The sequence below is a fragment of the Nocardia sp. NPDC003345 genome (assembly GCF_053589395.1).
Window position 1 is genome coordinate 1 of record NZ_JBSFRU010000120.1, and the last position, 16,595, is coordinate 16,595.

17 protein-coding genes are annotated in these 16,595 nt (G+C 69.2%); 8 read left to right on the forward strand and 9 right to left on the reverse strand.

Going from position 1 to position 16,595, the window contains the following annotated elements:
• Window positions 1-365 precede the first annotated feature (365 nt).
• Both ACWDU1_RS15515 and ACWDU1_RS15520 read right to left on the reverse strand, forming a co-directional pair.
• Window positions 366-1,460 carry an FUSC family protein gene (locus ACWDU1_RS15515; protein WP_449999051.1) on the reverse strand — a complete coding sequence of 365 codons (1,095 nt, stop codon included), beginning with the start codon at window positions 1,458-1,460 and terminating at the stop codon, window positions 366-368.
• Window positions 1,461-1,528: 68 nt separating this feature from the next.
• Window positions 1,529-1,972, reverse strand: coding sequence for a DUF3151 domain-containing protein (locus ACWDU1_RS15520; protein WP_449999025.1), 444 nt, complete (start codon window positions 1,970-1,972; stop codon window positions 1,529-1,531).
• Between the two features lie 85 nt (window positions 1,973-2,057).
• On the opposite strand from ACWDU1_RS15520, the gene ACWDU1_RS15525 reads away from it, so the two are divergent.
• The 3 genes from ACWDU1_RS15525 to ACWDU1_RS15535 all read left to right on the forward strand — a co-directional run bounded on the left by ACWDU1_RS15525 (window position 2,058) and on the right by ACWDU1_RS15535 (window position 5,087).
• On the forward strand, window positions 2,058-4,184 hold the full coding sequence (locus ACWDU1_RS15525; RefSeq protein WP_449999027.1) for an Rv0361 family membrane protein: 2,127 nt from the start codon (window positions 2,058-2,060) through the stop codon (window positions 4,182-4,184).
• Between the two features lie 106 nt (window positions 4,185-4,290).
• Window positions 4,291-4,587, forward strand: coding sequence for an excalibur calcium-binding domain-containing protein (locus tag ACWDU1_RS15530; protein ID WP_449999029.1), 297 nt, complete (start codon window positions 4,291-4,293; stop codon window positions 4,585-4,587).
• A 203-nt stretch (window positions 4,588-4,790) separates the two neighbouring features.
• Entirely contained in the window at window positions 4,791-5,087 is a 297-nt protein-coding gene (locus ACWDU1_RS15535; RefSeq protein WP_449999031.1) for a hypothetical protein, read from the forward strand.
• Window positions 5,088-5,151: 64 nt separating this feature from the next.
• On the opposite strand, the gene ACWDU1_RS15540 is transcribed toward ACWDU1_RS15535, so the two are convergent.
• Window positions 5,152-5,376: a hypothetical protein gene (locus tag ACWDU1_RS15540; RefSeq protein ID WP_449999033.1), complete on the reverse strand. Its 225-nt coding sequence runs from the start codon at window positions 5,374-5,376 to the stop codon at window positions 5,152-5,154.
• Window positions 5,377-5,437: 61 nt separating this feature from the next.
• Here ACWDU1_RS15540 and yczR point away from each other — a divergent pair, with 61 nt between their 5' ends.
• Complete coding sequence (gene yczR / locus ACWDU1_RS15545) at window positions 5,438-6,940, forward strand: MocR-like transcription factor YczR (protein WP_449999035.1); 1,503 nt, start codon at window positions 5,438-5,440, stop codon at window positions 6,938-6,940.
• On the opposite strand, the gene ACWDU1_RS15550 is transcribed toward yczR, so the two are convergent.
• From ACWDU1_RS15550 to ACWDU1_RS15560, 3 genes are all read right to left on the reverse strand, one after another.
• Complete coding sequence (locus ACWDU1_RS15550) at window positions 6,934-8,145, reverse strand: acetate kinase (RefSeq protein WP_449999036.1); 1,212 nt, start codon at window positions 8,143-8,145, stop codon at window positions 6,934-6,936. The genes yczR and ACWDU1_RS15550 overlap by 7 nt on opposite strands.
• Before the next feature lie 32 nt (window positions 8,146-8,177).
• Window positions 8,178-10,250, reverse strand: a complete 2,073-nt coding sequence (gene pta / locus ACWDU1_RS15555) for a phosphate acetyltransferase (protein ID WP_449999037.1) — start codon at window positions 10,248-10,250, stop codon at window positions 8,178-8,180.
• Between the two features lie 115 nt (window positions 10,251-10,365).
• On the reverse strand, window positions 10,366-10,818 hold the full coding sequence (locus ACWDU1_RS15560) for a winged helix-turn-helix transcriptional regulator (RefSeq protein WP_449999038.1): 453 nt from the start codon (window positions 10,816-10,818) through the stop codon (window positions 10,366-10,368).
• A 38-nt stretch (window positions 10,819-10,856) separates the two neighbouring features.
• Here ACWDU1_RS15560 and ACWDU1_RS15565 point away from each other — a divergent pair, with 38 nt between their 5' ends.
• Complete coding sequence (locus tag ACWDU1_RS15565) at window positions 10,857-11,894, forward strand: NADP-dependent oxidoreductase (RefSeq protein ID WP_449999040.1); 1,038 nt, start codon at window positions 10,857-10,859, stop codon at window positions 11,892-11,894.
• 112 nt (window positions 11,895-12,006) lie between these two features.
• Entirely contained in the window at window positions 12,007-12,501 is a 495-nt protein-coding gene (locus tag ACWDU1_RS15570) for a DinB family protein (RefSeq protein WP_449999042.1), read from the forward strand.
• A gap of 24 nt (window positions 12,502-12,525) precedes the next feature.
• Here the strand turns inward: ACWDU1_RS15570 and ACWDU1_RS15575 are convergent, their stop codons facing one another.
• From ACWDU1_RS15575 to fgd, 3 genes are all read right to left on the reverse strand, one after another.
• Complete coding sequence (locus tag ACWDU1_RS15575) at window positions 12,526-12,849, reverse strand: helix-turn-helix domain-containing protein (protein ID WP_449999044.1); 324 nt, start codon at window positions 12,847-12,849, stop codon at window positions 12,526-12,528.
• Window positions 12,846-13,214: a type II toxin-antitoxin system RelE/ParE family toxin gene (locus tag ACWDU1_RS15580; RefSeq protein ID WP_449999046.1), complete on the reverse strand. Its 369-nt coding sequence runs from the start codon at window positions 13,212-13,214 to the stop codon at window positions 12,846-12,848. Before ACWDU1_RS15580 ends, ACWDU1_RS15575 begins: the two co-directional genes overlap by 4 nt.
• Window positions 13,215-13,337: 123 nt before the next feature.
• Window positions 13,338-14,348, reverse strand: coding sequence for a glucose-6-phosphate dehydrogenase (coenzyme-F420) (gene fgd, locus ACWDU1_RS15585; protein WP_449999047.1), 1,011 nt, complete (start codon window positions 14,346-14,348; stop codon window positions 13,338-13,340).
• 245 nt (window positions 14,349-14,593) lie between these two features.
• On the opposite strand from fgd, the gene ACWDU1_RS15590 reads away from it, so the two are divergent.
• Together ACWDU1_RS15590 and ACWDU1_RS15595 are read left to right on the forward strand one after the other, a co-directional pair.
• Complete coding sequence (locus ACWDU1_RS15590) at window positions 14,594-15,349, forward strand: HAD-IIA family hydrolase (RefSeq protein WP_449999052.1); 756 nt, start codon at window positions 14,594-14,596, stop codon at window positions 15,347-15,349.
• Between the two features lie 75 nt (window positions 15,350-15,424).
• Window positions 15,425-16,162: an SCO6745 family protein gene (locus tag ACWDU1_RS15595; protein ID WP_449999049.1), complete on the forward strand. Its 738-nt coding sequence runs from the start codon at window positions 15,425-15,427 to the stop codon at window positions 16,160-16,162.
• Window positions 16,163-16,595: the final 433 nt, after the last annotated feature.

The following is a 16,595-nucleotide window of genomic DNA, read 5'->3' on the forward strand; positions in this document are numbered from 1 at the left end:
TGCTGTCAGCGCTCGAAGCGCATGTGGCGAAGCCACAAGTCTCGAGCGCTGACAGCAGACGCTCAGGGGGCCGAACCCTCGAGCGGCGGAGCCGCTCCAACATTTCCGAGAGGGCCCGTCCGGCGCGGCGCCGGCCGGACGGGCCCGGATTCCCCGCCCGGGCCGGCGTCCGGGTATCCGAAACGGATTCGGCGCTGTAGGCACCGCTGCCGTCGGCGACGCGGCGCACGGGTGGGGTCCCGACCGGACCGGTGGAACCGGTTCGGTCTTATTTCACATTAGTGGAGCCCGGATTCGGCGGCACGGGTAGTGGGCCAGTCGAGACGAATCCGAGTCCGAACGGGTGTCGTCGCGGCGGCGGAACGTCAATTCTGGGGCATGACATAGGGGTTGGGTACCGTCGGCGGCAGCAGCGCCAGTGCCGAGACCCGCTGCACCCCGCATACCTGCATGAGGTCGATGAGGGTGGAGCGGACCTGCGCGAAGACCACGTGTGCGGAGAGTCCCGCTCCCGAGACGAGATCGGGATCCGCCTGTTTGGCGACCGAGCGCAGGACGCGGGCGGCTTCCGCGCGGTCGGGTTGTTCGCCGGGGTCGGCGAGCACCATCCGCCGCACCACGTCCACGGCGGTGGACAGTCGTTCCACTTCTTCGATCAGTCCGGGGTGCAGGATTTCGTCGTCGCGGACCAGTGTCAGTGAGCGGCGCAGTAGTACCCGGGTGTTGCGGACGGCGTTGTCCAGCGGGTCGGCGGCGGCGCGTAGCCGTTCCAGCCGGCTGCGGGAGTTCCAGTACAGCGGGGAGATCCGGCTGACCTCGCGGCCACCCTCCAGGGTTTTGCGCAGCGAATCCAGTTGCGGTTGTGTGGCGCGTACCGCGGTGAGGGCGTCGTGGATTTTGGCGGGGTCCTGTTCCAGGAGCCCGTGGGCGCAGTCGTCGAGCGATTTGGCCATCACGCCCAGCACGGCGGCGGCGTGTTCGCGGGCGCGGCGTACCGGGTGCAGCGGGAGCGCCGCGACGACGACCACTCCGACCAGCCCGCCGATCAGCGCGTCGACCATGCGCGAGAGTCCGGCGCCGGTATCGGGCGGCATCAGCGTCGCGACCAGTACCGCCGAACCGGAGGCCTGGATACCGATGATCGGGCCGCCGTCGAGGAATACCGCCAGCGCCATGGCCACCGCCACGACGAGGGCGATCTGCCAGACTCCGGTGCCGACCTGTGAGATGAACAGATCACCGACGCCGATTCCGACCGCGACCCCCACGACCAGTTCCAGCGACCGCCGCAGCCGCGCTCCGAACGCGGTGCCGATCGACACCACGGCGGCGGTGGGTGCGAAGAACGGCAGCGGGTGCCCGACCACATCCTTGGCCAGGAACCAGGCCAGGGCCGCGGCCAGCGAACACTGCACGATGGGCAGCGCGGACAGGCGCAATCGCTTCCAGGATCGCCGCATCCGGTCGGCGCCCCTGGTCTTGGCCCGGGCCACCGGTGAGTTCTGGTGGATCAATGCCGCGGGGTCGTTCAGCCCAGACCGAGTTCCCCGGCGGCACGGGGATCGCAGTCCTCGAGCAGATCCAGGCAGCGGGCGTATTCGTCGGATTCACCGACCGCTTGGGCCGCCCGGGCCAGGGCGCCGACACTGCGCAGGAAGCCCTGGTTGGGTTCGTGCTCCCACGGGACCGGGCCGAACCCCTTCCAGCCGTTGCGGCGCAGCAGATCCAGTCCGCGGTGATAGCCGGTGCGGGCGAACGCGTAGGCGGCCACGACGTCGTGGTTGACGGGCTCGCCGGCTGCGGCGGCCCGGTCGAGGGCGGCCTCGGCCAGGGCGGCCCAGGCGATCGAGGCGGCCGGGTTGTCGGCGGCCACCCGGACCGGATCGGTGCCCGCGTCCAGCGCGTCCTGTGCCGCGTGGAGCTCTGGGAGGAGGACGGGTTGCGGGCCGAGCAGATCACCGAACGAGGTCATGGGCTTCATTGTGCACGGCCCCGGGGATTGCTCGATAGGCTGGCCTTCTACATCACATTCTGTTTGCCAGTTACGAGGGGTATAGGTGTCGCACCCGACCGACGACAAGAAACCGACGCGTTCGGAGTCAGGTTCCGGCTCGTCCGCGGACCACGATTCAGGAGCGGATTCCGCCGCCGAGGCAACGTCGCCGGATACCGGAACGCAGTCGTCGGGGGCGGCCGACGCGAAAACGGAGGCCATTCCCCGGGCATCGTCGGGCGCGGACGATCGGGAGTCGGCGGCCGGTGACGACGCGGAAACGGAGGCCATTCCCACCTCGGGCACCGGGGGGACGGGCGCCGCGGCATCCGACGACGAGTCGGCTTCGGAGGGGTCGGATGCCGCTGCGGATGATTCGGCGGATACCGGCGCCGGATCGGATGTCCGGGCCGAGGAGACCGTGTCCGATCGGCCCGTGGCCGAGGAGACCGCGTCCGAGAAACCGGGAGCGGAGAAGCCCGTGGCCGAGGATTCGGCCGCGGAGGAGACCGCCGGCGAGAATTCGGCAGCCGAGGGGGCTGTGGTCGCGGATTCGGGGGCCGAGGAGCCCGTGACCGAGGGCGCGGCAGCCGAGGAGTCCGGGGCCGCGGATCCGGTCGTCGAGCAGGCAGCGGTTGCGGAAGCGGAGGCCGGGCAGACCGAGGCTGCGGAAGCGGAGACCGAGCAGACCGAGGCTGCGGAAGCGGAGGCCGAGCAGACGGACGCTGCGGAAGCGGAAGCCGACCAGGCGGACGCTGCGGAAGCGGAGGCCGACCAGGCGGACGCTGCGGAAGCGGAGGCCGACCAGGCGGAGGCTCCGGCAGCGGAGGTCGAGGATTCGGCGGCCGCGAACCCGGGGACCACGGCGGAACCGGAAGCCGAAGGCCCTACCTCGCGGGATGCGGACGACACGCCCGCCGCTGTCGTGGACAGCGACGCCGCCGGGGGTGATGGTGCACAGGTGACAGAGTCCGAGCAGGACGGCACCGCCGCGGACACCGAGACGCGGGCGGCCGATGACGTGCGAGCGGACGACACCACCGCGTCCGCGTCCGCGGGGAGCGATACCCAGGCGGGCTCGACGAAGGAGAGCGGTGCGGCCGGTGCGGCCGCGAATCGCGATGACCGGACCGCGAGCAGCGGCGATTCCGGAGAACCCACCGCCGGTGCGGCGGACGACGTTCCCGCGGCGGAGCCGGAGTCCACCGAGGACACCGACGCGAAAACCGTCGTGATCCCCCGCTCGAAACGTCCCGGCGGCGCGCCGCCGCCCGAGAAACCCGCGGACCCCCAGGCCCCCGACGCGAAGACCGTCGCGATGCCGGTGCAGCGTCCCGACGCCGATGCCACCGAGCGCATCGATATGAATCAGGTGCGTCAGGCCGGCCGGCCGAAGCAGGGCCCCGGCGGACCTCAGGGCCCGGCGCGGACCGACCGGGTGGGCTCGGGGGCACCTCCGCTGTCGAAACCGCCGGCCACTCCGCGTTCGCAGCCCGGACCGAAACGTCCGGGGCCTGCGAACCCGGGTCGTCCGGAGCAGCCGGCGCCGCAGCGGCCCGGGGGGCCGCCGCCCGTGCCGCGGCAGGGCGGCGGCCGGCCGCAGGCGGGCCCGCAGCGCCCGGGGTCGGCGCCGTCGCCCGCCGACAACAAGCAGACCGTCGCCGAACAGCGGGTCGCGGCGCCCTATTCGGCGCCGCCGCAGATCGCCGCGCCGCAGCGGGTCGCGCCCGCACCACCGGCCCCGCCGGCGGGGCCGGGTGCGAACAAGAAGTGGCTGATCGCCGCGGGTGCCGCGGTGGCCCTGGTGATCGCGTTGATCGCGGTGACGGTGGGTGTGGGGTCCGAGGACGATTCCCCGCAGGGCCGGATCCGCGCCGCGATAGGCAGTTACACCGGTGCACTGGAATCCGGCGACCTCGCCGGCCTGCGGGCCGCGACCTGCGGTGGTTTGCACGAGTACTACCAGGGGCTGTCCGAGGAGCAGTTCGCGGGTGTGCACCAGCAGGCCGTCACCGGAGGCACGATCCCCGAGGTGACCGGTGTCGATGCCGTCCAGATCACCGACCGGACGGCGCTCGCGCAGGTCAGCGTGCAGACCGAGGCGGATCCGGAACAGACCACCCGGACCTTCGACCTGCAGGAGACCGAAAGCGGCTGGAAGGTGTGCGATCCACCGGCGGCCACGCCGTAATCGGCTGGGGGCGGGCGTGTCCGGCGCTCGTCCCGAACCGTGGGTCTTTCACTTTCGCGGAGTCCGGGCGAGGATGGAGGTATCCCTTCGTTCCAAGGATTCCAGCATGAGTTCTCGAAGAACCGCCGGTCGTCTGCTCGCCGCCTGTTGCGCCCTGACCTTCCTGGCCGCCGCCCCGGCTGCGGCGGACCCGCCGCGGTCGTCGAATACGATCGACGATTCCCATCCGCTCCCGGCCGATCGCGCGCAGACGCAACCCGATGAGGAGGGGTACCCGTACTACATCAGCTGTGGTCACGCCCGGCGGGAGACCGATACCCCGCTCTACGGCGGGCAGCCGGGGTATTCGCCGCAACTCGACGCGGACGGTGACGGTCTCGCCTGCGAAGTGGGCGAATTCTGAGCCGTGGTGGCTTTCGCACTGTCCGTGGCCGGCCCGGTAGTCGGCGCATATGGGTCATCGGCCGGGCTACCAGCGGTTATCGACCATCGAGTCCGTCCGGTCCGTCCGGTCGGTCCGATTCGGGTTTCTCGACCGGTTCCGGCCCGGCCGGGTGTCGGTTAGGCTGGCCGCTCGTCGAACACCCGGGGGAAGTGGAGGTGCGTATGACCACGAGATCCGCCGCCCGATTCGCCGCCGTCACGGCGCTGTGTGCCGGGACCATGCTCTTCGCCGCCTGTGCCGACAGCGGGGCCGGTACGGCCACGACCTCCGCGGCGCCGGTGTCCGCGGCCGCCGCGCCGCCCACCGAGACACCCCAGGAACGGAGTCTTCGCGTCCGTGATCAGCTCGTGCAGCTCGGCTGCGACAGCAACTCTTGTATCCAGACCTATTTCGCCTGCGACGACGGTCTGCTCTCCGGTGACGCGTGTGAGTTCTACCGGCAGCATCCCCTGGACTGAGTGAAGACCAGTCCAGTTTTGTAACTGGACTGGTCGATTGATGGTCTGAAGGTCGTGCCCGGACTCAGCCGGCACGGAATGGGTTCGGTCCCGGCTCCCGGTGCGCGCGGACGGCGTCCAGGTCCCGGAACTCGCGTTCGGTGTCGTACCGGGTTAGCGAATCATCCGTGACCGAACCGAGCGGCCGGTACCGTTCCAGCAGTTCGGGTATCCGTGATTCGGTCACGAGGTACTGGTAGGCGAAGAAGACGAAAGTTCCCACTCCCACGAGCGTCACCAAGAGTGTCATGTTTCCAGCATCCGCTCACTGGACTTGCCGATAAAGAGCCAATCGGTCGATACTGGACCTTATGGCAACACGAGTGATCGGCGCGTCGGGTCTCGCTCGCGATCTCGGGCACTGGCGCAGCGCCGACCCGGGATCCGCGGAAACCACCCGCAAGACCGCACGCCCCGCCTATCTGGCGCTGGCGGAGGGGATCCGGCTGCTCATCCACGACGGCCGGGCGCCACTCGGGGTGGCCCTGCCCAGCGAACGCGACCTCGCCGCGACGCTCGGGGTCAGCCGCACCACGGTGACCTCCACCTATTCGCTGCTGCGTGAGCACGGCTATCTGATCACCCGGCAGGGGTCGCGCAGTACCGTCGCCCTGCCGCCGTCCATCGCGCACGACGGCCGCCGGGTCGCACGCGGCATCCTGGCCACCATGTCCACCGGCGACCGGCCCGCCGTGGACCTGACCTACGCGGCCATGACCGCGCCGCCCGAAATGGAGGACGCCTATGCCGTGGCGCTTCAGGGCATCTCCTCCTACCTGGGCACCCACGGTATGGACCCGGTGGGAATCGGGCCGCTGCGGGAGGCGCTGGCCCGCCGCTACACCGAACGCGGGCTGCCGACCACCGCCGATCAGATCCTGGTGACCCTCGGCGCCCAGCACGGTCTGCGGCTGCTGGTGAACGTGCTCGCCGCGCCGACCTCGCGGGTACTCATCGACCACCCCACCTATCCCAACGCGATCGAGGCGATCCGCGATGTCGGCGCCCGCCCGATCCCGGTACCCCTGCGGCCGGAGGCCCCGCACGCGGCCTGGGACCTCGACGGAATCCGCAGCGCCGCGCGCCAGACCGCCGCGGCGCTGGCCTATCTGGTGCCCGACCACAACAATCCCACCGGTTTCCTGATGGACGAGCCCGCCCGCGCCGAACTCGCCGCCATCGCCCGGGAAACCCGGATGACCCTGATCATCGACGAATCGATGGTCGACCTGTCGCTCGACGACGCCGTACCTCCGGCGCCGGTCGCCGCTTTCGCGAAGGGCTCCGAGGTCATCACGATCGGCTCGGCCTCGAAATCCTTCTGGGGCGGGTTGCGGGTCGGCTGGATCCGGACCTCGGAATCGCTGATCACCAGGCTGCTGACCTCACGCGCCACCGTCGATATGGGCACCCCGGTGATGGATCAGCTGGCGGCGGTGCATCTGCTGGAGAATTCCGGGCCGATCCTGCGCCGCCGCCGCGCATTGCTGCGGGATCAGCGGGCGGCGCTGCTGGGGTCGATGGCGGAGGAACTGCCGGGCTGGCAGGTGCTGCCCGGTGTCGGCGGTATGTCGGTGTGGGCGCAGCTCCCCGCGCCGGTGGCATCGGCACTGGCCGCCACCGCCCCCAATCACGGCGTCCTGCTGGCCGCCGGCCCCCGGTTCGGTGTGCAGGGTGCGTTCGAGCGGTTCCTGCGCCTGCCCTATACGACCTCGGAACCCGAACTGCGGCGGGCGGTGACGGGGATCGCCTCCGCCTACGCGAGCCTCGGGCCGCAGGCGCCGGATGCGCTACAGCCCCTCACCTGCTACTGACCGTCGCCACCTGCCTCGGTGACGGCGAGGGCCGCCCGCGCGATCGCGAGTTCCTCGTTGGTCGGAATCACCAGGACCTCGACGGCGGCGTCCGGCGGGGAGATCCGCCGGGCGATGCGCTCCGGCGCGGTGTTGCGGGCGGTATCCACCGCGATGCCGAACCGTTGCAGCCCGGCCAGGGCATCGGCCCGGATATCCGGATTGTTCTCGCCCACACCGGCGGTGAAGGTGATCGCGTCCACACCGCCCAGTTCGACCAGATAGGCGCCCAGGTAGTGCCGGATGCGGTGTACGTAGACGTCGTAGGCGGTGCGGGCGGCGGTATCGCCGGAGTCGATGAGTCGCCGCAGCTCGCGGAAATCGTTCACCCCCGCCAGTCCCCGCAATCCGGAACCCCGGTTGAGCAGCCGGTCCACGCCCGAGATGTCCAGATGCGCCGCGCGCATGAGGTGGATGATGATCCCCGGATCCAGATCGCCGGACCGGGTGCCCATGACCAGGCCCTCCAGCGGGGTCAAACCCATACTGGTGTCCACCGGCCGGCCGCCGCGCAGGGCCGAGACCGAGGCGCCGTTGCCGAGATGGAAGACGATCTGGTTCAGCGAATCGGCGGGGCGCCCGAGGAATTCGGCGGCCTGTCCCGAGACGTACTCGTGCGAGGTGCCGTGGAAACCGTAGCGGCGGATTCCGTGCGCCTGCGCGACCTGCCGGTCGATGGCGTAGGTGCGCGCGGCCTCGGGCAGGCCGTGGAAGAAGGCGGTATCGAATACCGCCACCTGTGCCACCCCGGGCAGTAGTGTGCGGACCGCCTCGATACCCCGCACGTTGGCGGGATTGTGCAGCGGGGCCAGGGTCGACAGCTCGGATATCGTGCGCAGCACCCGGTCGTCGACGAGGGTCGGCCGGTAGAAGATCTCGCCGCCGTGCACCACGCGGTGCCCCACCGCGGTGACTCCCGCGCCGGCCAGATCCCGGCCGGTTTCGGCGAATTTCTCGAAGGCCAGCCGTAATCCGGCGGTGTGATCGTCGACCCGGACCTCGTCGGTGACCGTCCGGTCGCCGTCGGTGTGCTCGATCGAGCCGCTTTCCTCACCGATCCGCTGTACCAGCCCGGCCGCCGCGACCTCACCCGATACCGGCGCCACCAGCTGATATTTGATCGAGGACGAGCCGGAGTTGACCACCAGAACCAGCTTGCTGTCCACCGCAGTCTCCTGTCCGCCGGACCGCGTCGCGGTCACTGCTGCTGCGCCTGAATGGCGGTGATGGCCACTGTGTTCACGATATCGGTGACCAGGGCGCCGCGAGAGAGGTCGTTGACCGGTTTGCGCAGACCCTGCAGGACGGGTCCGATCGCGACGGCCCCCGCGCTGCGCTGCACCGCCTTATAGGTGTTGTTGCCGGTATTGAGGTCCGGGAAGATGAAAACCGTGGCCCGGCCCGCCACCTCGGACCCGGGAAGTTTGGCATCGGCGACCGTCGGCTCGATGGCCGCGTCGTATTGGATGGGTCCCTCCACCAGTAGTTCCGGCGCGCGTTCGCGTACCAGCCCGGTGGCCACCCGGACCTTGTCGACATCCGCGCCGCTGCCCGATTCGCCGGTGGAATAGGACAGCATGGCGATCCGGGCATCGATACCGAACCGGGTCGCCGTGGCCGCCGAGGAGACCGCGATATCGGCCAGCTGCTCCGAGGTCGGATCGGGGACCACGGCGCAGTCACCGTAGGCCAGCACCCGGTCGGCCAGGCACATCAGGAAAACGCTCGACACCGTGGAAACCCCGGGCACCGTTTTGATGATCTCGAACGACGGGCGGATGGTGTGCGCGGTGGTGTGGGCGGCGCCGGACACCATGCCGTCGGCGAGCCCGCGATGCACCATCATGGTGCCGAAATAGGAGATGTCGGTGACGGTTTCGCGCGCCCGCTCCAGCCCGATCCCTTTGTGTTTGCGCAGCTCGGCGTATTCGCGGGCGAAATCGTCGATATGGTCGGAGGTCCGCGGGTCCAGGACCGTCGCGTCGGTGATGTCCACCCCGAGTTCCGCGGCCCGCGCCCGGACGGCGGTCTCGTCGCCGAGGATGATCAGATCGGCGATCTTGCGCTGCAACACCCGTCCGGCGGCCCGCAGCACCCGGTCGTCGTCGCCCTCGGGCAGCACGATGGTCTTGCGATCCGCCCGCGCACGTTCGATGAGCTGGTACTCGAACATCTGCGGGGTCACCACGCTGGTCAGCGGTACCTCGAGGCGTCGCAGGAACTCGGCGGCGTCGACATGGGTTTCCATCAGCGCCAGCGCCGTATCGACCTTGCGCGGGTTGTCCGCCGACATCCGGCCCCGTGTCCGGTGCGCGATACCGGCGGTGTCGTAGGTGCCCTGGCCGGTGGTCAGGATGGGTAATCGGGGTTTGAGTCCGGTGATGAGCCGGGCCACCGCGGGATGCGGTAGCAGGCCGCCGTTCATGATGATCCCGGCCAGCGAGGGGAAACTCTCGGCCTCGTGCGCGTTCACCACGCTCAGCAGCACATCGGACCGGTCGCCCGGCGCGATCACCACCGCGCCGTCGTAGAGCCGCTCCAGGATGTGCTCCGCGGTCATCCCGCCGACCATCACCCCCAGCGCCTCACGATGCAGGAGTTCGGGGTCGCCGCTGTAGATCTCGCCGCCGAGCGCCGCGCACAACTCGGCCATGGTGGGTGCGATCAGCAGCGGCACCTCCGGCAGGCTCCAGGACGGCACGCCGAACTCGGTGAGCTCGTCCCGGACCGAATCCATGGCGTCGGGCGCGCACCGGTTGGCGACGATCGCCGCGAGCTGCGCATGCTCCGCCGACAACTCGGCCGTGCACAGCTCCACCAGTTGCTGCACCTCCTTGGGCGAACGCTGCGCGCCACGGACCACCAGCAGCACCGGCGCCCCGAGGTTCACCGCGATCCGGGCGTTGAACCGGAGTTCGCTCGGGCTGGCCACATCCGTGTAATCGCTGCCCACGATCACCACGGCATCGCATAGGTCGGCGACCTCGTGGTATCGCATCACGATCTCGGAGATCGCCCCGTCGGGGTCGGCGTGCACCTGCTCGTAGTTCACCCCCACCGCCTGGTGGTATTCCAGGTCCACGGTGCTGTGCTCGAGCAGCAACTCCAGGATGTAGTCGGGTTCGGTCGCCGACCGCGTGATGGGCCGGAACACCCCCACCCGCGCGGTGGTCGCGCACAACATCTGCAGCACACCGAGCGCCACTGTCGATTTCCCGGTATCGCCCTCCGGCGATGCGATGTACACACTGGACGCAGCAACCTCGGCCATACGGGAGAGCGTAACCGGGCGTACTGCCGCGCCGGGCCGCCGGACGCGGCATATCGGACAAGTGTGTCGACCGCTACCGCCGGGTGGGCGCACCCGGCGCGGTGATCTCGCCGGATCAGCCCGCGAGTTCGCCCTGCCGGCGGTCGTAGGTGTCGCGATGGGCGCCGACCTCCTCCATATGGCCTTCGGCCCAGTCCTTGATCTCCCGCATGACGCCCTGGAGCGAACGGCCGAGATCGGTCAGCTCGTAGGTGACGGTGACGGGCACCGTGGGGGTCACGGTTCTGGTCACCATCCCGTCGCGTTCGAGTGCGCGCAACGTCTGCGTCAACATCTTCTGACTGACGCCCGAGATCCGGCGGGCGAGTTCGGAGAAGCGCATGGGCCGCGGTTCGCCGGTGGAAGCGGCCCCGGGCCGGGGGCCGTCGCCGCCCAGCGCGGCGAGCACCAGGGCGACCCACTTATCGGAGATCCGCTCCAGGAGTTGGCGGCTGGGGCAGGCCGCGAGAAAAGCGTCGTACTCGGCTTTGGCGACGGCCCGCCGCTGGGACGCGGTTCTGGTCGGCATCACTCATCTCTTCCGCTCGGTGACCTACACACTTCCAGGTGCCTACTTCCTCATGGGAAGTAGATATCCCCATGATGGTGCTGCACCACACCGAAGGCAAGACCCCTACGACCTCGACGAAGGAGCAGACGGTGACGAACACGAAGCAGCAGAAGGTTGTGAATCGAACGATGTCGCGACGGGCCGTGGTCCGGGTGCCCGCCGGCCCCGACTCGATCGAGATCGTGGACGCGCCCGTGGCCCAACCGGGGCCCGGGGAGATCCGCGTCGAGGTCGCCGCCGCGGCGATCAACCCGGTCGACCTGGGCGTGGCCGGAGGCATCTTCCACCGGCTCGGACTGGTCCATCGGCCCGAATACACCGGCCTCGGCTGGGATTTCGCCGGCACGGTCGTCGATGCCGGATCCGGCGTCGACCTGCGCCCGGGTACCAGGGTGGCCGGATTCCTCGACGGTTTCGACCGCGACCACGGCTCCCATGCCGAGCAACTCCTGGTGCCCGCCGCGAATGTCGCCGTGGTTCCCGACGGTATGGACCTGGTGGCGGCCGCGACGGTACCGCTCAACGCCACTGCGGCCGCCGGGCTCGTCGACCTTCTGGGTGCGGCGCCGGGCGATGGCCGGCGGCTGCTGGTGACCGGCGCCGCCGGTGCGGTGGGCGCGTACGTCGCCGTACTCGCCCGGGACCGCGGGTGGCAGGTGACCGGGCTGGCGCGCCCGGCCGACGAGCCGTTCGTCCGGGGTCTCGGGGTCGAGTTCGCCACCGATCCCGGGGCGGGCTGGGACGCCGTCGCCGATGCCGGTGCGATGCAGGAGCCCGCCTTGCGCGCGGTCCGCGACGGTGGCCGATTCGTCGGGGTGCAGCCGGCCTCGCGGCTTCCCGAGGAGCGGGGCATCGCCGTCGAAGTCGTCTTCGCCCGGCCCGACGGCGCGCTCCTGGGCCCTTTGCTGGCACGGGTGTCGTCGGGGGAACTGCCGGCCCGCGTCCACGCCGTCGTGCCGCTCGCCGCGGCCGCCGATGCCTATCGGAGGATGGCCGAAGGTGGTGTCCGCGGCCGGATCGTCCTCGTTCCGTAACGGTGGCCGGGTAGATTTGCCGGACCGGCAAAAATTCGTGCCAAAGCGGGGTATCGCGGAAAGACTGGTAGGGCCGTGATCTCGTGCCCTACCAGCTCTGAAGGAGTCTGCCGTGCCTGCCACCTCACGACGTCGCCGCGACGCTTCTCCGCCCCGCACCGGAAACGGCGAGATCGAGACCCTGCGCGGTTTCCTCGACTACCTCCGGGACTCGATCGCCGGGAAGGTGGACGGTGCTCCCGAACCGCAGGTCCGTACCGCCGCCGTGCCGTCCGGGACGAACCTGCTCGGCCTGCTCACCCACCTGGTATTCGTCGAACGCTCGATATTCCTCGGCGAGAATGTGACCGACTGGCAGGCGACCTTCCGGGCGTCCCCCACCGACAGCGTGGCCGATGTCGTCGCCCGCTACCGCGAGACGGTGCGGCGAGCGAACGAGCTGCTCGACGGCTGCCCCGAACTCGCCGCGCCGCTCCCGCACACGCGGCCGGGCAAATCGGCGCCGAGTGTGCGCTGGGCACTGGTCCACATGATCGAAGAAACCGGCCGCCACGCCGGTCACGCGGATATCCTGCGTGAACTCATCGACGGCACGACCGGCCGATGAGCCTGTCACGGGAATTGCGTTCGGTCAGCCGACGACGAGCCGTTCCCCTCCGAAATCTGCGATGATCTCCATCCGCCCGCCGAGCGCCTCGATATAGGCGGCGAGGGTGCGCAACTCGCTCGCGGTGATATCGGCGCGTTCGAGGGCGGATACTCGTTCCTGACGGACATGCATTCGCTCGGCGATCTCGGCCTGCGTCAGCCCCAACCGCTTGCGCATTTCCATGAGCCGGGTAGCGCGACTGAGCGCAACCATGTGTCGTGCTCCGGTTTCGATTTCGACCTGGTCGTTCTCGTCAGGAAAAAACTCGGCCAGGAAGCCCTCTTTGTCATACGAATGAGTGCTCATCGGCGTTTCCTATTCTCCAGATATTCGGCATACCGCGATTCGGCCACCGGTATCGCCTCCCGATACCAGCGCGTCCAGCTCCCGGATTTATCGCCGGCGACGAGCAGAACCGCGTTGCGTTCGGGGTCGAAGACGAAAAGGATCCGGATCTCGCTCGTCCCGGCAGATCCGGGGCGCAGTTCCTTCAGGTTGTGTAGGAGCGGCGACCCCTGGATTCGGTCCACCAGCGGCCGACCGAGGGCCGGGCCTTCATCGAGCAGGGCGGTAATGGCCTGACCGACCAGGATGGCGGTAGCTCGGTCGTCATGTCGTAGTCGATGCAACCATTCACGCATTTCATCGACCATCTCCAGTCGAAAACTCACTCGGCGATCCTATACAGCAATAGTACCTCTGAGTACTGAAGAGTGGGAGCGTGCCGAGAAAACCGGTCGACCGGCCGATGAGCGTGCTCACCGGCCGGTCGGTGTGACGGTCGCCGTTGTGCTCTAGCCGAGCTTGCGCAGGCGGGGGGCGAGATCGCGCTGGAAGAGGTCCAGGAAGCGCTTCTGGTCGTGACCGGGGGCGTGGAACACCAGGTGGTTGAGGCCCGCATCGACATACGGTTTCACCAGGTCCACCGCCTCGTCCGGGTCGCTGGCGACGATCCAGCGCTTGGCGATCTGCTCGATCGGCAGCGCGTCGGCCGCTTCCTCCATCTCGATCGGGTCGGTGATGCTGTGCTTCTGTTCGGCGGTCAGCGACAGCGGCGCCCAGAAACGGGTGTTCTCCAGGGCGAGTTCCGGGTCGGTGTCGTAGGAGATCTTGATCTCGATCATCCGGTCGATGGCGGTCACCTCGCGCCCGGCCTTCTCCGCGCCCTCGGCGACGGCCGGCATCAGCTTCTCGGTGTAGAGGTCCATCCCCTTGCCCGAGGTGCAGATGAAGCCGTCGCCCGCGCGCCCGGCATAACGGGCCACCACCGGCCCGCCGGCCGCGACGTAGACCGGGATACCGCCCTCGGGCACGTCGTAGATGGAAGCGCCGACCGTGTTGTAGTAGGTGCCCTCGAAATCGGTGCGTTCCCCGGTCCACAGCGCCCGCATGAGATCGACCGATTCCCGCAGCCGGGCGAACCGTTCCTTGAACTCCGGCCATTCGCCCTCGTACCCGGTGGCGATCTCGTTGAGCGCCTCACCGGTGCCCACACCCAGCATCACCCGGCCGGGATACAGGCAACCCAGAGTCGCGAAGGCCTGGGCGATCACCGCGGGGTTGTACCGGAAGGTCGGGGTGAGCACCGAGGTGCCGAGCATGATGCGCTCGGTGCGCTCACCCGCCGCCGCCAGCCAGGCCAGCGAGAACGGCGCGTGCCCGCCCTTGTGCCGCCACGGCTGGAAATGGTCGCTGACCGTCGCGCTGTCGAGGCCGTGCTGCTCGACCAGCACCGCGAGCTCCACCAGTTCACGGGGTCCGAATTGTTCCGCCGACGCCTTGTACCCGAGCTTCAGCTCACCCATGTTGCGCCACTCCTGTCGCTTGTGGTCGGACCGTTTCCGGCCCGGATCCGACACTAATAGGCACCGTCGGACTCGGCCCACCCGCAGTCCCACACCCGGCCGGTGGTGCGTTCCCGGCGCGCCGGATGTGACAACCGCGGGGCCGGGCGAGGTGTTCCTGGCGCGGCATACCCACCCGGTGCGCGGCGAAGCGCAGAATCGACGGTGTGAGCACAGACGAGCCCATCCTGTCCTACCTCACCGATATGGACGGAGTGCTGGTGCACGAGGACCATATGGTCCCCGGCGCCGACGAATTCCTCGCCGAGCTGCGGGCGGAGGCGATCCCGTTCCTGGTGCTGACCAACAATTCCATCCGCACCCCGCGCGATCTGCAAGCGCGGTTGCGTCAGACCGGGCTGGAGATACCGGAGCATTCGATCTGGACCTCGGCCCTGGCCACGGCGAGTTTCCTGAACGAGCAGCGGCCGGGCGGCACCGCCTATGTGGTCGGTGAATCCGGGCTCACCACAGCCCTGCACGAGATCGGCTACGTGCTGACCGAGGTCGATCCCGACTATGTCGTGCTGGGCGAGACCCGGACCTATTCGTTCGAGGCGATCACCACCGCGATCCGCCTGGTCGAGCGGGGCGCCCGGTTCATCGCCACCAACCCCGACCCCACCGGCCCGTCCCGCGACGGTGTCCTGCCCGCGACCGGTTCGGTCGCGGCCCTCATCACCCGTGCCACCGGCCGCGACCCCTACTACATCGGTAAACCGAACCCGCTGATGATGCGTTCGGCGCTACGCCGCATCGACGCCCATTCCCAGAGCAGCGTGATGATCGGCGACCGGATGGACACCGATGTCATCTCGGGTATGGAAGCCGGTATGCGCACCATCCTCGTGACCTCGGGTATCTCGACGAAAACCTCCGTCGAGCACTACCCCTACCGGCCGACCATGGTGCTCGACTCGGTCGCCGAACTGGTCGGGCGGGTGCGCACCCCGTTCGACTGAGAGCGCCGGAACCGGGGTCCATACGGCGTAAAAAAGCGCTAGGGTGACGAGAGTCGTCTCAGCGGAGGGAATCTCGTGACTGTCGGTGCCGTAGTGAACAAATACATCCAGGAACTCGGCGGAGGGTTCCAGTTCTCCAGGGAGGCCCGGGCCTACGCCACCGGCACAGGTGTGGACAACTTCATGGGCCCCTACACCCGCGGCCGCGGCGGCGCCCTCGGCGACGTGGACGCCGACGTCGTCACCGCGGCCTTCGGCTTCTTCCCCGGACATACAGTCCGCGCCGCCTGGGAATCCGTCCCGATCCCCGCCGCCGAAGCAGCGCTGCGCTACGCGGCCGCCTGCAATGAGTTCGGCCGCCGCAAACTCGCCGGCGTCGACGATATCGAGCGACTCGCGGCCCTACTGGAGCAAGTCGCGGCCGCGGCCGACCCGTCCGCTGTCCCGCTGTTCGCCGGCTGGCGGGCCCTGCCGCTGCCCGCAGACGCCCCCGGCCGGGCGCAACAGCTGATCTACACTCTCCGCGAACTCCGCGGCGGCCTGCACCTACTGGCCGTCCGCGCCGCCGGGATCACCCCGCTGCAGGCGGTGCTGATCGCCGGCTCCCCCCTCAACGACGGCCCCGGCCAAGCCCGCCTGTACGGCTGGCCGGAACCCTTCGAAGAGATCACCGACGAGGTCCGCGCGGCGTGGCAGCGCGCCGAAGCGGTCACGGAAGACCTGATCGCCCCGGCCTTCGCGGCACTCGACGAAGCCGACGGTGCGGATCTGGTGCGGTTGCTGGGGGCAGCTCACAAGTCGGTTTTCGTCTGACGTGGAGGTGGGGGGGAGGGGGTGACCTTGCGTGAGGTGGGTGGGTGGTCTTCTCGTCATGGTGGGGAGGCGGCCTTGGCTGTGGAGGGGAGGGGAGGTTGCGTGGGAGGTTGGTGGGTGGTCTTGCTGGTGAAGGTGGGGAGGTGAGCTTGCTGGTGAAGGTGGGGGCTTTGCTCGCGAAGGTGAGGGGGTGACCTTGCCCGTCAAGGGTGGGTGGGTGACCTTGCTCGCGAAGGTGGGAAGGCTCGCGGAGGTGAGAAGGTGACCTTGCCCGCGGAGGTGAGAAGGTGACCCTGCTCGCGAAGGTGAGAAGGTGACCCTGCTCGCCAAGGTTCTGTGTTTATTGGCGCGGCTTCGCCGCGCGGGGTTCGGCCCCCTAAGCGTCTGCTGTCAGCGCTCGAGACTCGCGGCTGCGCCGCCTTGCTTCGAGCGC

What these genes read in the sequence shown, in the direction of transcription:
- ACWDU1_RS15515 (WP_449999051.1), bottom strand. Translation starts at nt 1,460, where the DNA reads ATGCGGCGATCCTGGAAGCGATTGCGCCTGTCCGCGCTGCCCATCGTG.
- ACWDU1_RS15535 (WP_449999031.1), top strand. Translation starts at nt 4,791, where the DNA reads ATGACCACGAGATCCGCCGCCCGATTCGCCGCCGTCACGGCGCTGTGT.
- yczR (WP_449999035.1), top strand. Translation starts at nt 5,438, where the DNA reads ATGGCAACACGAGTGATCGGCGCGTCGGGTCTCGCTCGCGATCTCGGG.
- ACWDU1_RS15560 (WP_449999038.1), bottom strand. Translation starts at nt 10,818, where the DNA reads ATGCCGACCAGAACCGCGTCCCAGCGGCGGGCCGTCGCCAAAGCCGAG.
- pta (WP_449999037.1), bottom strand. Translation starts at nt 10,250, where the DNA reads ATGGCCGAGGTTGCTGCGTCCAGTGTGTACATCGCATCGCCGGAGGGC.
- ACWDU1_RS15540 (WP_449999033.1), bottom strand. Translation starts at nt 5,376, where the DNA reads ATGACACTCTTGGTGACGCTCGTGGGAGTGGGAACTTTCGTCTTCTTC.
- ACWDU1_RS15520 (WP_449999025.1), bottom strand. Translation starts at nt 1,972, where the DNA reads ATGACCTCGTTCGGTGATCTGCTCGGCCCGCAACCCGTCCTCCTCCCA.
- ACWDU1_RS15530 (WP_449999029.1), top strand. Translation starts at nt 4,291, where the DNA reads ATGAGTTCTCGAAGAACCGCCGGTCGTCTGCTCGCCGCCTGTTGCGCC.
- ACWDU1_RS15575 (WP_449999044.1), bottom strand. Translation starts at nt 12,849, where the DNA reads ATGAGCACTCATTCGTATGACAAAGAGGGCTTCCTGGCCGAGTTTTTT.
- ACWDU1_RS15590 (WP_449999052.1), top strand. Translation starts at nt 14,594, where the DNA reads ATGGACGGAGTGCTGGTGCACGAGGACCATATGGTCCCCGGCGCCGAC.
- fgd (WP_449999047.1), bottom strand. Translation starts at nt 14,348, where the DNA reads ATGGGTGAGCTGAAGCTCGGGTACAAGGCGTCGGCGGAACAATTCGGA.